We start from the raw sequence: 13,511 nt of genomic DNA, 5'->3' as shown, positions 1-13,511 counted from the left end.
ATCGCTGTGTCGCATCATCAGATTCGCCACGGCCGCGGATGCTTGCGCGCAAGCTCGGCGTCGAGATAGCCGCGCTCGTCGAGCCAATCGGTCGGACAATAGGCCGCGATGTTCGGGTCAATGGTGAATCCGTCACGCCTCAGCGCCGTCCGCGTACCAGTGCGGCCCATCCACACGGCTTTGCCGCTATCGGGGTCCACTTCCATCACGTCGAAGACTTCGATGAAGTTCAGCATTTCCGCTCCAGGCGTCCCTTGCGCCGTGTGCGTGAGTCGGTCAATTTCGTCAGGCGCAACGCCTCTGTGTGCGAGCGCCTGCGTCATGCGACCATCCTCCGCTCCAGCCGGATAGGGCTCGGCCGGCGTTCGCCGAGCGAATGACCCCAGGCGATCATCGCGATCGTGATGCCCAACAGCAGGCTCAACACCACGAGTAACAGGGCGACGACGATATTCAGCGATGCGACGGCGAGCGCGGGGATCGGGTTTTCGCGCATCAACGCGAACAGCAGGCTTGACATTCTGCGCCTCATTAATAAACTATACCGTATAGTTCATATAAATCAGGCGCCGCGCCCGAAGTCAAGACGATGGCTTCACAAGGGCGTGTGCAGACCGGGGTTCACGGCCCGCCAGCAAACCAGAGTCTTACGCAAGAAAGGAACTGACATGACGAGATTGATGCCGGCGCTGTTCGCAGCGGCCGTGGTCGCGCTTGGCAGCGCAGCTGCCTCCGGGCAGGAAAACCAGGGCACGGCAGAGCAGAGGGCGGCGTGTACACCCGACGCGTTTCGCCTGTGCAGCAGCTACATTCCAGATCCGTCGGGGGTCGAAGCCTGTTTGCGTCAGCGTAAATCGGACCTGAGCCAGGCGTGCAAGGCGGTGTTTGAGCAGGCAAGCATTGGGATCGGTGCGGAGCCGATAAGACGCAACGTCGCGGCGGGCGCCCCTTGAGCACTCCGCAGAGGCGTCTGCACCGCGACCGGCGAGAGGAAAGACCGATGACCACGATGTATATTCCGGCGCTCGCCGCCTTCGGTGGCTCCGCCTTCGGAGCGGTCTCGACCATCATGAGTGGATGGTTCAACCGGCGCCGAAGGCTTCGAGAGCGACATCACGCTCGCTCGTTCGAAAAGCGCGAACGGTTGTACAAGAACTTCATCGAGGAGGCTTCCCGCCTGTATGCCGACGCGCTCGTCAGCGACAGGGCGGAAATTCCGCAGCTCGTCGGTCTCTACACGCTTATCGGTCGCATGCGAATCCTGTCCACCGACGAGGTCGTTCACGCAGCCGAGCGCACCGGTCGCCTGATCATCGAAACCTATTTGTCGCCAAACCGGTCAATCGTCGACCTGCCCGACTTCATCGAGGAAATCGATCCTTTGCGCGCTTTCGGCGAAGCCTGTCGCATCGAGTTGCTGAACCTTCCGTCGCGGTGAGAACATGAAGCGAGAACATGCTCATCATCTCGGCAAGCACCCCGATGCTCGGAACAGAATCGTCCAGGCGGCGACCGACCTCTCTTGCGAGATCGGTCACAACAAGACGGCTATCGCGGAGATTGCGCGGCGACTGTCGATATCTCCGGCCAACATCCATCGCTTCTTCGCATCAAAGCGCGCGATCATCGCAGCTGCATTTGAAGGCCGCTGCTGACGCTGATGCCTCCGGGGTCAGTCCAAAGCGGGCAGGTGGCCATGCTCCTATGACCAGTCCGTCTCGCACGCCGCCAGGAAAAAGCCGACACGTTCGCGCACGAAGCCGGGAAGCTCCTTTTTCAAGTCCCTCGGCGTCTCGCCGACGAGCGAGCGGAACAGCATCGGCAGCAGGATCAGGTCGAGGAAAATCTGTGCGGTGGCGCGGCTTCGTTTGGCGCTGAAAGGCCCCCTTGCGGTGCGGGCGAGCTTTTGCGTGGCTTCGTCCAGCAGCTGCGACACCGCATTCAGGGAGCGATCGCGCGCAGCGTCGTGGACGTTCCGGCTCAGTTCGGGAAACCGCTGCGATTCCGCGATGGTGGCGCGCACCATGCCCAGTGACTCCTCGACAACGCGGTCAACGATGGCTGTCCCGAGGCTCATCAACTTGTCCTCGATGGTGCGGCCTTCGGGCGAGAACCCCTCGAAATCCGTCAAGCCGTCGATGGTGCGCGCCACCACTGCCGCGAACAGCGCCTCCTTGCCGGGGAAATGGGCATAAATCGTCGGCTTGCTTGCGGGGGCGAGCTCCGAAATGTCGTCAATGCTGGCGCTGCGGTAGCCCTTTTCCAAAAACAGCTGCTGGGCCGCATCGAGAATGCGTGCCGGCGCGTCTCCGGCCAGATCCTTGGGCGGTCTGCCTCGCTTCGTTTTCTTCATTCTTAAACCTCCGAAATCACGAGTCTGTGCGTTTCGCTTTCCCGCTTGACACGGTCCATGAAGAAAGGCAAGAAAAAGAAAATATACGGTATAGTGTATTATCGTGCCGATCTCGGCGCTCTTGCGGGCCAGCCGGGTGGTCCCGAACGATCGGGTCGCAAAGCTGGGGGCGTTCGAGCCCCGATGGTCCGAGCCGAATGAGGAGAATGTCGTGACTGTTTCGTACCCAGACCCGTCCGGCGTGCGCCCAGGCGTGCTGCTGCGCGAGCTGCATCACAGGGTCACCAATGGTGTCGCCTTCGCCATCGAGCTGGTCTCTGCCGCAGCCATCCGGGTCGAGGGGACGGAAGCCAAGGGCGCGCTCAGCAATGTCGTCGAACTGCTGCATGGTTACGCCGACGTGCATCGCGCATTGTCCATGCCGGCGGGAGACACGCTCATCCACGCCGCCACTTCCATTCGCAAGCTGGGGTGTGGCATGCGGCGGGCGGTCCTGGACCGGATGGACATTCAATTGGCCTTCGCGACCCAGTCGCTTGCGCTTCAGCCGGAGCGCTGCTGGCACCTGGGGCTGGTCGTCCATGAACTCGTGATGCACGCGGCAAGGCACGCTTGTTTCGACGGGCGGGCCGGGCAGATCAAGGTCAAGTTGACACGCAACGGCGCGCTGGCGAACTGCGTGATCCTGGACAACGGCACGCGTCCCGCGCGGGACGTCTCCGATCGCGAATTGCGAATTGCCAAGGATATCGCGCGGGGGCTCAGCGGCCGGATCGAACAGGGTTTTGGCGCCGAATTCACCTCGATCGTCTTGTCATTTCCGCTGACCCAGCGCGAGCGGGACGCAAACTGGACCATCGCAACGCGCCAGATCAGGGTCCCGCGCCGCAGGAGAGTCGCGTCTTCAAATGAGGCCGCGCTCGGCGCCCGTCGACCCGCCGATGCGCTTGGCGGGGCTGTTGACGCTCTCCCATTCGGCGGACGCGCCATGACAAACCAGTTCTCCAATCCAATCCAAGCGATTCGAACGCCGCGAGCGGCGAAGACTCTCGTCGCAGCGGCCGTGCTTGTCAGCATTGCGCTGACCGGTTGCAACGATCACGCGGCGCAGACGCCCAACCGCGCCGCATTGGTCCGGACCGCGATCGTACAGCCGCGCGAGCGGCAGGCCACCATCACATTGACGGGCGAGGTTCAGGCTCGCTTCCGTGCCGATCTATCGTTCCGCGTTAGCGGACGTGTGGTTGCCCGCGCCGTGGACGTCGGTGCTCACGTCAACAAGGGCGAGGTCCTCGCCCGGCTCGATCCCGCCGAGCAGGCGGCCGACGTGGATGCTGCGACCGCGGCAGTGGCCTCTGCCGAAGCCCAGCTGCGCGTGGCGAAGGCAACGTTCGAGCGACAGAGAGCGCTGATCGCAAGCGGCTTCACCACCCGCACCCTCTATGATCAGGCCCAGGAGGGCTTGCGAACGGCGGACGGCGTGCTCGAAGCAACCCGGGCGCAGCTCGGCACTTCGCAGGATGCGCTTGGCTATACCGTCCTTCGGGCCGAAGCCGACGGCGTCGTGACCGCGCGAAATCTCGAGGTCGGTCAGGTCGTGCCGGCCGCGCAACCCGTCTTCTCCCTCGCGCAGGATGGAGAGCGCGATGCCGTCTTCGAGGTCTATGAATCCGTTTTCCTCGGCCAGACCGACAGCCGCCGCGTCACGCTGGCGCTCATCTCGGATCCCGACGTGACTGCAACGGGTGAGGTGAGAGAGATTTCACCTGCGATCGACTCGAAGAGCTCCACGATACGCGTCAAGGTGTCCATCAAGAATCCGCCGGCCGCGATGACGCTGGGCAGCGCCGTCGCCGGAACGGTCGACGTGAAGCCCCAGAACGAGATCGTCCTGCCCTGGACCGCGCTGATGGCCGCGGGCAGGAAGCCCGCGGTCTGGACCGTCGATCCGAAAACGCAGACGGCGTCGCTGAAGCCGGTCACGGTCGGCGCTTACGAGGCCGGTCAGGTGCTGATCAAGGCGGGCCTCGAGCCCGGCGAGCGCGTCGTCGTCGATGGCGGAAAGCTTTTGAGCGTTGGCCAGTCGGTCGCTGAAGAAGGAGGCCGGTCATGAAGCGACAGGTCATGATGATCGCTGGCACGCTCGCGGCGGCCTCGTTGCTCACAGGATGTCAGCAGGAGACGAACGCGCCGGAGCCCGTGCGGCCCGTGCTCTCGATGCTGGCCGAGCCGAACAGCGGCAACAGCGCGGCTGCCGTTGGCGTCGTCGAGCCGCGCTACAAAACCAACATCGGCTTTCGCGTACTCGGACGTCTGACATCGCGTCCGATTGACGTCGGCGACATGGTCCGCGAAGGACAAATCATCGGCACGATCGATCCCACCGCACTCGATCTCGCCGTTCGCGCGGCTAAAGCCCAGCTTGCGAAGGCCGAGGCTCAGCTTGCGACGGCCAGGGCCACGGAAGAGCGGCAACGCACGCTCATCAGCAGTGATGCGATCCCCAGGCAGACGCTTGATAATGCCGAGCAGGCCCGCGCCGGCGCTGAAGCAAGCATTGCGCAGGAGCAGGCGAGCCTGACGAAGGCGCTCGAGCAGCTCGGCTATGCCCGGATCAAGGCCGACTTCGGTGGCGTCGTCACCGCTGTCGGCGCGGAAGTCGGGCAGGTGGTCTCTCCCGGCCAAACTGTGGTGACGGTTGCGCGGCCGGACGTCAGGGAGGCCGTCGTGGATATTGGGGAAGACCTCCCCGTGCCGCTCGAGGTAGGTCTGCCGTTCACCGTCAGCCTGCAGCTTCTTCCGACCGTTCAGGTCGAGGGCAGGATCCGCGAAATCGCGCCGCAAGCCGATGCGGTGACACGGCTGCGACGGGTCCGGATTGCGCTCGACAATCCCCCCGAAGGCTTTCGTCTCGGCGCGACCGTCACAGCACAGCTGGCCAAGGATCAAGGCAAAGTCATGCGCCTGCCCCCATCAGCGGTGCTCGCCAAGGATGGCGCCGCTTTCGTCTGGGTGGTCGATCAAGCCACCAGCACGGTTGCGCTGCAGAAGATCGATGGCATCACCGAACCGGCAGGCATTCGCGTCACGGGCGGGCTTGCCGCCGGCACCCGCGTCGTCGCCGCCGGAATTCACAGCCTCAAGCCCGGGCAGCACGTCCGCATCGAACAGGATCGAGAGCCATGAAGTCGTTCAACCTTTCCGACTGGGCGCTCGGACATCGTTCGCTCGTCTGGTATTTCATGATCGCCTTCATGGCTGCCGGCCTGTTTGCCTATCTGGAGCTGGGTCGCCAGGAGGACCCTGACTTCACCATCAAGACGATGGTGATCCAGGCGCAGTGGCCCGGCGCCTCGCCCGAGGAGATGACGCGGCAGGTCACGGACCGGATCGAGAAGAAGCTGGAGGAGCTGGAATCGCTCGACTACACCAAGAGCGTCACAGTGGCAGGTCAGACCACCGTCTTCGTCTACTTGCGCGATGCGACCAAGGCGGCCGACGTCAAGCCGACCTGGGTGCGCGTCCGCAACATGATCGCGGACATCAGGGGCGATTTCCCGCAAGGCGTGATCGGACCCGGCTTCAACGACCGCTTCGGTGACGTCTTCGGGAACGTCTATGCCTTCACCAGTGACGGCCTCAGCCAGCGACAGCTCCGCGATCAGGTCGAGGATATAAGGGCCAAGGTGCTGACGGTGCCCGATGTCGGCAAGGTCGACATTCTCGGCGCGCAGGACGAGGTCATCTATCTCGAATTTTCTACCCGCAAGATCGCGGCCCTCGGCCTCGATGTCCACGGCATCATGAATTCGCTTCAGGGCCAGAACGCGGTAGCGCCCTCCGGCGTGTTCCAGGAAGGGCCGGAGCGGATCAGCGTCCGCGTCAACGGTCAGTTCACCTCGGAGGCGAGCCTCAAGGCGGTTAATCTGCGCATCAACGACCGCTTCTTCCCGCTGACCGATGTCGCGACCATCACGCGGGGTTATGCCGATCCGCCGTCAACGCTGTTCCGATACAACGGCCAGCCCGCCATCGCGCTCGCGATCGGCATGAAATCCGGTGCCAATTTGCTCCAGTTCGGCGAGGCGCTGAAAAAGGAGATGACTGCAATCATCGCCGACCTTCCGATCGGCGTCGGCGTGCACCTCGTTGCCGACCAACCCGTCGTGGTCGAGCATGCTGTTTCGGGCTTCACCGAAGCGCTGTTCGAGGCCGTGATCATCGTGCTCGGCATCAGCTTCCTGAGCCTGGGCATGCGGGCGGGGCTCGTCGTGGCCATCGCCATTCCGCTGGTGCTTGCGATCACCTTCGTCGTGATGGCCTATTGCGGCATCTCGCTGCAACGCATTTCGCTGGGCGCCCTGATCATCGCGCTTGGCCTGTTGGTCGACGACGCCATGATCGCGGTCGAAATGATGGTGGCGCGGCTCGAGATCGGCGATCCCCTCGAAAAGGCGGCGACCCATGTCTATACCTCGACCGCGTTCCCGATGCTGACGGGAACGCTGGTCACCGTGGCCGGCTTCATCCCGATCGGACTCAACAGCAGCAGCGCGGGCGAGTTCACTTTCACCCTGTTCGTGGTGATCGCGGTGTCGTTGATCGTCTCGTGGATCGTGGCCGTCTTGTTCACCCCGCTGCTCGGCGTCAGCATTTTGCCGGCCAAAATGAAAGGGCATCACGAACAAAAGGGCCGCGTCGCGCAGATGTTCGCGCGCCTGCTCCTGTTCTGCATGCATCACCGCTGGAGCACCGTCGCCGTGACGGCCGGCGCCTTCCTGCTCGCCCTGTTCGGCTTGCAGTTCGTGCAGCAGCAGTTCTTTCCCTCGTCCGACCGTGCCGAGCTCGTAATCGACTGGAACCTGCCGCAGAACGCTTCGATCACCGAGACCAACACCCAGATGGCGCGCTTCGAGCGCGACCAGTTGCAGGGCAATAATTCTGTCGAACATTGGTCGACCTATGTCGGGACCGGCTCGCCCCGCTTCGTGCTGTCGTTCGACCTGCAGACCGCCAACACCTGGTTCGGCCAGCAGGTGATCGTGACAAAAGGCGGCATCGCTGCGCGCGACAAGCTCAAGTCGCAGTTCGAGGACTATTTGAGGAAGACGTTCCCGGGCACCGACACCTACGTCAAGCTGCTCGAGGTCGGTCCTCCCGTGGGACGTCCGGTACAGTACCGCCTGAGCGGCCCCGATATCGCTGAGGTCCGTAACCTCTCGCAGAAGCTCGCCGGCGTCATTCGCAGCAATCCTGATCTCGGCAATGTGGTGTTCGACTGGATGGAGCCGGCGCGTGTCGTCAAGGTCGATGTGCTCCAGGACAAGGCGCGCCTGCTCGGCGTGACCTCGGAAGACATCGCCACCACCTTGAACTCGGTGCTCCAGGGCACGCCGGTCACGCAGGTGCGCGACAGCATCTATCTCGTCAACGTCACGGGACGGGCGACCGCGCCGGAACGAGCCTCAATCGACACGCTGCGCGACCTGCAGATGACCGGGCTCGGCGGCCAATCGGTGCCGCTCGGGGCCGTCGCCAGTCTGCGATACGAGCTGGAGCAGCCCACGATCTGGCGCCGCGCCAGGATTCCAACGATTACTCTGAAAGCCGCCGTCGTCAGCAATGTTCAGCCGAAGACGATCGTCGACCAGCTTGCACCGAAGGTGGCGGAGTTTGAGAAGCAGCTGCCCGCGGGTTACTCGATCAGGATTGGCGGCTCAGTGGAGGAGAGTGCCAAGAGCCAGGGCCCGATTATCGCAGTGGTGCCGCTGATGCTGTTCGTCATGGCCACGGTTCTGATGGTGCAGCTACAGAGCTTCTCCCGTCTGTTCCTGGTGTTCGCGGTCGCCCCGCTCGCGCTGATCGGCGTCGTCATGGCCATGCTGCCGAGCGGTGCACCGCTTGGCTTCGTCGCCATTCTCGGCGTGCTTGCCCTGATCGGCATCCTGGTCCGCAACTCCGTCATCCTGATCGTCCAGATCGAGGATCTGAAGAAAGAGGGCAGGCCGGCCTGGGATGCCGTGGTGGAAGCAACCGAGCACCGCATGCGCCCGATCCTGCTGACGGCCGCCGCCGCAAGTCTCGCGCTGATTCCGATCGCCCGCGAGATTTTCTGGGGCCCGATGGCCTATGCCATGATGGGCGGCATCATCGTCGGGACGCTTCTGACGCTGCTATTTCTGCCGGCGCTGTATGTCGCCTGGTTCAGAATTCATCCCGAGCATGCGGGTCAATCACCTTCAGATGAGCCCGAATCCGTTGCGAACGAGGCGCCGGCCGAAGACAGGTCGACTCACCACGCTCCAGAGCCTGAACTCGAGCCCCAGATCTAGAATGGAACTGACGATGCTCTCCAAGACGCTATCAACCCTTGCTTTCGCTGTGACGGTCGCAGCGAGTTCGCTCACCCCGACTACTGCAGTTTCCGCCATCGCCACCGCTCGCCGGCCCACCCCCGGTGGCTCCAGCAGGTCCCCGAGCCCTCGCGGGTCCTCCACAGACAGGCTCTCGCAGTCCGATAGGCTTCAGACCGCCCGGCTGTGAGTGGCCTGCGAGCGTGCAAGGTACGCGTCGAAAGCAGACGCGACACTCCGAACCAGGAACTCTGCGCCCTCGCTGACGGATATCCTGTCGCCGATCATCGTCACCACCCCATCGGCGAGGAGACTGTCGATCCTGGATCGATCAACGATGGCCGACCGTGGATCCCGACCGTGACGATGGGACACCTTGGGCAGATCCACGGACATGTCGCACATGACGCGCTCGATGATGTCGGCGCGGAAGCGGTCATCCTCCGTGAAGGCGTAGCCCTTCGTGGTTGCGAAACGGTGTTCGGCAATATGCGCGAGATAGTCTCTGATGGCGACGACGTTCTGCACGAACCCCTGCGGCATGCGGCCGATCGAACTTGCCCCCAGGCCGATGAGGGTTTCGGCGGCGTCGTCCGTGTAGCCCTGGAAGTTCCTGCGCAGCCTGCCCTCCCGCTTCGCCACGGCGAGCTTGTCGTCAGGCAAAGCGAAGTGATCGAAGCCAATGCGAACGTAGCCGGCATCGACGAGCGCCTCGGCGATCGTCACCGACTGCAGATGGCGCTCGATGCTGTCGGGAAGAGCGCTTTCGTCGATCTTGCGCTGATGCTTCTTGAAGGACGGGACATGGGCATAGCCGAACACGGAGAAGCGGTCCGGACGCAGTTCGATGCACTTAGCCACGGTGTCCAGGCAGGAGTCGACTGTTTGCAGGGGCAGGCCGTATAGCAAGTCGAAATTGAGCTTGCCGACCCCAGATCGCCGGAGTCGCCCGACGCACTGGGCAGTCTGCTCGAAGCTCTGTAGGCGATTGATGCCTCGCTGGACCTTAGGATCGAAGCTCTGCACGCCCAGGCTCGCGCGGTTGACGCCGCTGAACCCCAAGGCGTCCGTCATCGGCTCGGTCAGGGTGCGCGGATCGATCTCTACGGCAATCTCGGCGTCCGGCAGCACGAAGTACGAATAGCGCAGGCTGTCGAGGAGATCGGCGAAGGTGTCCGGCGTCATGATCGTGGGGGTGCCTCCGCCGAAGTGGATGTGCGAGATCGGGAGTCGGTGGCCGATCGTCTCGGCCACCATGTGCGCTTCGGTGCGCAGGCCAGAGGTGTAGACCGCGATCGGATCGTCTTTCTTGGTGAGGCAGGTGTGGCAGCCGCAGTACCAGCACATGGACCGACAGAAGGGGACATGCATGTAGATCGACGCGGACTGTCGGGCGGGCAGCGACTTGAGCCATTTTCGATAGTCGGCTTCACCGATCGCCGCGGAAAAGTGCGGGGCGGTCGGGTAGCTGGTGTATCGGGGTAGCCTGTCCTGTCCGTACGATTGCGCCAAGTCCGATCTCATCTCAAGTCTCTCCCTCGTCTTGCGCCTCGTATACCGGCGCCGCGAAGGGACGACATTGCTCTGGCGCAATCCAGTCGAAAACAGTCGCCAAGGCTGGCGCGACGAGCGCGCCGGCCATCATCGCCGTCTTCACTGCATGGAGTTCATCCGCTGGGACCGCGGGTCCTGGTCGCTTGGCATCGACGTGAAGAAGCTTGACCTCATCTCAGCCCGATCCTGATCGAATGAAAAGCGGCCTATTTGATCCGCGTCAATGAAGAGACCTGAAAACTAGCCATGATCTTGGTTCGGAGAAGACAAGGACAGATCAATGCTGGAAGAAGTTTTCGAGTTCGCAGGTGCGGCCTTGCCTGGTGGGAATGCCTTGCCGCCATACTCCGAGGCCCAATTCCTGGTCGAGCTCGGTGAGCGCGTGCGCAGCTCGCGAATGCGTTGCTGCATGTCGCGCCGGGAGCTTGCCCGCAGGTCCGGCATTTCGGAGCGCTACATTGCCCAGATCGAGGGCGGCAAGGGCAACGTCTCGATCATCCTCTTGCTCAGACTTGCGTCGGCGATTCACCGCAGCCAGCGAGAGGCGGCCTGACCTCTGCTTCATGTCCGGAAACCGGTGCCGAGAGGCTGCAATCTCCGGGCAACGAAGGCGAACCTCTTTTGCCGAGCGAGCGCGGTTCGAAACCTCTGTACCTACTAAGGAGGCCTACGCTGGATATTTAGCGACCCGCTGGCAGGCCACTTGCAACCTCCTCGCGTACGAGGTCGCCGGCGGGCGCTTCCAGTTCGCGCCCGAGCTTCTCGCGAGCAGCCTCTTCGATCCGGGCGGCGAACCCGGGCTCTCGGTCCATAAGACCGTGCAAATCAGCCGCATCCAGGACGAGTAGGCGGGTGGTTTGGGTAGCAATGACCGTTGCTGAACGGTGAGCACGGCGCAGTACGGCGATTTCGCCGAAGAAGTGGCCGGCACCCAGGCGCACCGGGTTGTGCCGCAGCTTGATCTCAACCTCGCCGTCGGCGATCAAGTACATGGAATGTGCCGGCTCACCCCGCCGCGTTACGACGGACCCTGCATCTAGCTTCTGAGCTCTGAGCATCTTCATGATTTCCCCGATCTGCACTGCGCTCAATTCACTGAACAACGGAATTTTGGCAACCAGACTCCAGGTGATGATGAAATCGCGTCGATGCACCTCGTTGGCAAAGGCCGTGGCAACGATGCCTACAGGCAATGCGACCATGAGCAAGCCAGCGAAGATCGTGCAGCCCGCAATGAGCCGTCCGATCGCCGTGATAGGAACAACGTCGCCATACCCAACCGTGCCAAGCGTCACGATTGCCCACCAGAGTGCGTCCGGTATCGTTCCGAATTTGTCGGGCTGAACCGTGCTCTCGGCAAGATGCATCAGCCCCGCTGCGATCAGCGCGGCGCCAAGAAGGATCACAAAGCATCCCGTGAGTGCGCGCCTTTCAACATAGAGCGCCTCCAACAGCGAATTAATGGCAGGTGAATAGCGCGTCAATTTCAGGAAGCGCACCAAGCGCAACACGAGCAACGTCTTGAGTTCGGGAGCGGCAAAATGAGTCAGCAAAAGCGGCAATATGGCAGCAAGGTCGATAATCCCGGCCAGGCTTCCCATGAAGCGAAGCCGCGACCCGAGGGCTCCAAAGCGCCGCCAAGGTGCGTGCTCCGCCGCGGTCCAGACACGCGCCAGATACTCCGCACAAAAGATCACGGCCACTGAAACTTCGATGGATTGAAAGCCGGACGCATGTCGATGTGCGAGCTCGGGAACGGACTCGCTTATCGTAGCCAGAAGGCTGACGACGATCGCGCATATCAGGCCGGTATTCACGGACAAGCTCGCAGAGCCACGAACGGAGCCCTGCTCCAAAATGAGGTAGATCTTGCGACGTAGCGTCATAAAACGATCCACGAACGCTACTTGTTATTGCGCGGAGAACGCTCGGACTGAATGCGACGGTTCTTCCCGACACGGATCGCCATGAGACTTTCCGCAAGTCCTTCCCAAGGGGTCTGAGACGATCACCTGCAAGTCATACCATCAGATGTCCAAATCGCGCAGGTGCTGCCGCTTGCGGAGCACGATCTGGCGCGCGCTGGCAAAGTCGAGTACACCCTCGTCGTTCAATTGCGAGAGGGCTCGTGAAACCGTTTCCAGCGTGAGGCCGAGATAGTCGCCGATATCGCGACGACACATAGGAAGCGCCATCATGCCGGTGACCGCAAGTCGCCGATCCATCTCGAGGAGGAACGTTGCGACGCGCTCCATAGCGTTCTTGCGCCCGAGAAGCAGCATGTGCTCTTCTGCGTGCCTGAGATCGGCTGCGGTCATGGACCAGAGCTTGTGAGCGACGTGAACGTCGGTGGCTGCGACTTGGTCGAGGCTGCGACGCTTTACCAGGCGCACGGTGGTGTCGATGATGGCTTCGGCTGCCAGGCGGTGGGTGGCGCCGGATTCGAGGCCGAATACGTCGCCGGGGAGGTGGAAGGTGCCGATCTGGCGGCGGCCGTCGGTGAGAAGCTTGTAGGTGCGGACCGCGCCCGAGACGACCTGGTAGACATATTCGGCCGGCTCGTCCTCACCATAGATCTCCTCGTCCTTGCGGTAGGAGAACTCGGTGGCCACCAGGCCGACATGGCCCGTGATGGCGCCGAACTGGTCCGAGACGGGATGGGCCGGGGCAATGGTGCCGCGAACTTGCGTGTCAATCGCCTGGGTGTTGAGCGTCTGGGCCAGCATCTGCGTCATCTCCGTTGTGATGACGCTTCCTACGCTGTGTCGGGTGCTTCGAAAATTTCGCGAGATATCTTAAGGGGTGGCCCTTACGTAGAATCCCGTAGGTCAATTGCCGTGCCGGTTCTGGATGGCCTGGCGGATGCGTTTGACCAGGTTTTCGTCGAGAAGCGGCTTCAAAATTACGTCTTTCACGCCAGCCGCGGCAGCACGGGCGGAGATATTTCCATCCGGATAGCCGGTGATCAGGATCACCGGCGTGTCCGCGTCGGACTGGCGCAGCCGTCCGGCAAGCTCAATGCCGTTGATTTCGGGCATCTTGTAGTCGATCACGTAGCAGTCCGCGCCGGGCATGCTCGCCGCATGAAGCAGCGCCGTGGCATTCCGGAAGGTCCGCACCGCAAAGCCGTCGGTTTCCAGCAGGAAGCGCAGCGATACCAGCACGGCGTCATCGTCATCAACCACGTAGACGACGGGACGTGCGAGTGATGCCATGGGCAGCCGCTGATGGTGCGAGCCGATTTCGATCAT

14 protein-coding genes are annotated in these 13,511 nt (G+C 62.6%); 7 read left to right on the top strand and 7 right to left on the bottom strand.

What is annotated here, in order from left to right:
• Positions 1-17: 17 nt before the first annotated feature.
• Together ACVW16_RS08845 and ACVW16_RS08840 are read right to left on the bottom strand one after the other, a co-directional pair.
• Entirely contained in the window at positions 18-323 is a 306-nt protein-coding gene (locus ACVW16_RS08845) for a hypothetical protein (protein ID WP_456735930.1), read from the bottom strand.
• Positions 320-520: a hypothetical protein gene (locus ACVW16_RS08840; RefSeq protein WP_456735929.1), complete on the bottom strand. Its 201-nt coding sequence runs from the start codon at positions 518-520 to the stop codon at positions 320-322. Before ACVW16_RS08840 ends, ACVW16_RS08845 begins: the two co-directional genes overlap by 4 nt.
• Positions 521-668: 148 nt before the next feature.
• Between ACVW16_RS08840 and ACVW16_RS08835 the strand changes: the two genes are divergently transcribed.
• The 3 genes from ACVW16_RS08835 to ACVW16_RS08825 are packed head-to-tail and all read left to right on the top strand — an operon-like array spanning position 669 to position 1,655.
• Positions 669-953 carry a hypothetical protein gene (locus ACVW16_RS08835; RefSeq protein ID WP_456735928.1) on the top strand — a complete coding sequence of 95 codons (285 nt, stop codon included), beginning with the start codon at positions 669-671 and terminating at the stop codon, positions 951-953.
• Positions 954-1,000: 47 nt separating this feature from the next.
• Complete coding sequence (locus tag ACVW16_RS08830) at positions 1,001-1,438, top strand: hypothetical protein (RefSeq protein WP_456704921.1); 438 nt, start codon at positions 1,001-1,003, stop codon at positions 1,436-1,438.
• A 4-nt stretch (positions 1,439-1,442) separates the two neighbouring features.
• On the top strand, positions 1,443-1,655 hold the full coding sequence (locus ACVW16_RS08825) for a TetR/AcrR family transcriptional regulator (protein ID WP_456735927.1): 213 nt from the start codon (positions 1,443-1,445) through the stop codon (positions 1,653-1,655).
• Positions 1,656-1,702: 47 nt separating this feature from the next.
• Here ACVW16_RS08825 and ACVW16_RS08820 read toward each other — a convergent pair whose 3' ends face one another.
• Positions 1,703-2,353: a TetR/AcrR family transcriptional regulator gene (locus tag ACVW16_RS08820; protein WP_456704919.1), complete on the bottom strand. Its 651-nt coding sequence runs from the start codon at positions 2,351-2,353 to the stop codon at positions 1,703-1,705.
• A 988-nt stretch (positions 2,354-3,341) separates the two neighbouring features.
• Between ACVW16_RS08820 and ACVW16_RS08815 the strand changes: the two genes are divergently transcribed.
• The 3 genes from ACVW16_RS08815 to ACVW16_RS08805 are packed head-to-tail and all read left to right on the top strand — an operon-like array spanning position 3,342 to position 8,685.
• The gene (locus ACVW16_RS08815; RefSeq protein WP_456735925.1) at positions 3,342-4,466 is read left to right on the top strand and encodes an efflux RND transporter periplasmic adaptor subunit; all 1,125 of its coding nucleotides are present in this window, start codon (positions 3,342-3,344) and stop codon (positions 4,464-4,466) included.
• Positions 4,463-5,539 carry an efflux RND transporter periplasmic adaptor subunit gene (locus ACVW16_RS08810; RefSeq protein WP_456735924.1) on the top strand — a complete coding sequence of 359 codons (1,077 nt, stop codon included), beginning with the start codon at positions 4,463-4,465 and terminating at the stop codon, positions 5,537-5,539. Before ACVW16_RS08815 ends, ACVW16_RS08810 begins: the two co-directional genes overlap by 4 nt.
• Positions 5,536-8,685 carry an efflux RND transporter permease subunit gene (locus ACVW16_RS08805; RefSeq protein WP_456738779.1) on the top strand — a complete coding sequence of 1,050 codons (3,150 nt, stop codon included), beginning with the start codon at positions 5,536-5,538 and terminating at the stop codon, positions 8,683-8,685. The genes ACVW16_RS08810 and ACVW16_RS08805 overlap by 4 nt, the downstream gene beginning before the upstream one ends.
• Before the next feature lie 192 nt (positions 8,686-8,877).
• Here ACVW16_RS08805 and hemN read toward each other — a convergent pair whose 3' ends face one another.
• Complete coding sequence (gene hemN, locus ACVW16_RS08800) at positions 8,878-10,230, bottom strand: oxygen-independent coproporphyrinogen III oxidase (RefSeq protein ID WP_456735922.1); 1,353 nt, start codon at positions 10,228-10,230, stop codon at positions 8,878-8,880.
• Positions 10,231-10,540: 310 nt separating this feature from the next.
• Between hemN and ACVW16_RS08795 the strand changes: the two genes are divergently transcribed.
• Complete coding sequence (locus ACVW16_RS08795) at positions 10,541-10,813, top strand: helix-turn-helix domain-containing protein (protein WP_456704912.1); 273 nt, start codon at positions 10,541-10,543, stop codon at positions 10,811-10,813.
• A gap of 127 nt (positions 10,814-10,940) precedes the next feature.
• Here ACVW16_RS08795 and ACVW16_RS08790 read toward each other — a convergent pair whose 3' ends face one another.
• From ACVW16_RS08790 to ACVW16_RS08780, 3 genes are all read right to left on the bottom strand, one after another.
• Positions 10,941-12,146 carry a cyclic nucleotide-gated ion channel gene (locus ACVW16_RS08790; RefSeq protein ID WP_456735921.1) on the bottom strand — a complete coding sequence of 402 codons (1,206 nt, stop codon included), beginning with the start codon at positions 12,144-12,146 and terminating at the stop codon, positions 10,941-10,943.
• A 141-nt stretch (positions 12,147-12,287) separates the two neighbouring features.
• Positions 12,288-12,986: a helix-turn-helix domain-containing protein gene (locus ACVW16_RS08785; RefSeq protein WP_456705347.1), complete on the bottom strand. Its 699-nt coding sequence runs from the start codon at positions 12,984-12,986 to the stop codon at positions 12,288-12,290.
• A 102-nt stretch (positions 12,987-13,088) separates the two neighbouring features.
• Positions 13,089-13,511 carry a response regulator gene (locus ACVW16_RS08780; RefSeq protein ID WP_456735920.1) on the bottom strand — a complete coding sequence of 141 codons (423 nt, stop codon included), beginning with the start codon at positions 13,509-13,511 and terminating at the stop codon, positions 13,089-13,091.

This window comes from Bradyrhizobium sp. USDA 4474 (genome assembly GCF_054057515.1).
Note: the sequence above shows the minus strand (reverse complement) of the source record. Positions and strands in the feature narration are given on the sequence as shown.

What these genes read in the sequence shown, in the direction of transcription:
- ACVW16_RS08780 (WP_456735920.1), bottom strand. Translation starts at nt 13,511, where the DNA reads ATGATCGAAATCGGCTCGCACCATCAGCGGCTGCCCATGGCATCACTC.
- ACVW16_RS08810 (WP_456735924.1), top strand. Translation starts at nt 4,463, where the DNA reads ATGAAGCGACAGGTCATGATGATCGCTGGCACGCTCGCGGCGGCCTCG.
- ACVW16_RS08845 (WP_456735930.1), bottom strand. Translation starts at nt 323, where the DNA reads ATGACGCAGGCGCTCGCACACAGAGGCGTTGCGCCTGACGAAATTGAC.
- ACVW16_RS08790 (WP_456735921.1), bottom strand. Translation starts at nt 12,146, where the DNA reads ATGACGCTACGTCGCAAGATCTACCTCATTTTGGAGCAGGGCTCCGTT.
- ACVW16_RS08830 (WP_456704921.1), top strand. Translation starts at nt 1,001, where the DNA reads ATGACCACGATGTATATTCCGGCGCTCGCCGCCTTCGGTGGCTCCGCC.
- ACVW16_RS08835 (WP_456735928.1), top strand. Translation starts at nt 669, where the DNA reads ATGACGAGATTGATGCCGGCGCTGTTCGCAGCGGCCGTGGTCGCGCTT.
- ACVW16_RS08820 (WP_456704919.1), bottom strand. Translation starts at nt 2,353, where the DNA reads ATGAAGAAAACGAAGCGAGGCAGACCGCCCAAGGATCTGGCCGGAGAC.
- ACVW16_RS08840 (WP_456735929.1), bottom strand. Translation starts at nt 520, where the DNA reads ATGTCAAGCCTGCTGTTCGCGTTGATGCGCGAAAACCCGATCCCCGCG.
- ACVW16_RS08795 (WP_456704912.1), top strand. Translation starts at nt 10,541, where the DNA reads ATGCTGGAAGAAGTTTTCGAGTTCGCAGGTGCGGCCTTGCCTGGTGGG.
- hemN (WP_456735922.1), bottom strand. Translation starts at nt 10,230, where the DNA reads ATGAGATCGGACTTGGCGCAATCGTACGGACAGGACAGGCTACCCCGA.
- ACVW16_RS08825 (WP_456735927.1), top strand. Translation starts at nt 1,443, where the DNA reads ATGAAGCGAGAACATGCTCATCATCTCGGCAAGCACCCCGATGCTCGG.
- ACVW16_RS08785 (WP_456705347.1), bottom strand. Translation starts at nt 12,986, where the DNA reads ATGCTGGCCCAGACGCTCAACACCCAGGCGATTGACACGCAAGTTCGC.
- ACVW16_RS08815 (WP_456735925.1), top strand. Translation starts at nt 3,342, where the DNA reads ATGACAAACCAGTTCTCCAATCCAATCCAAGCGATTCGAACGCCGCGA.
- ACVW16_RS08805 (WP_456738779.1), top strand. Translation starts at nt 5,536, where the DNA reads ATGAAGTCGTTCAACCTTTCCGACTGGGCGCTCGGACATCGTTCGCTC.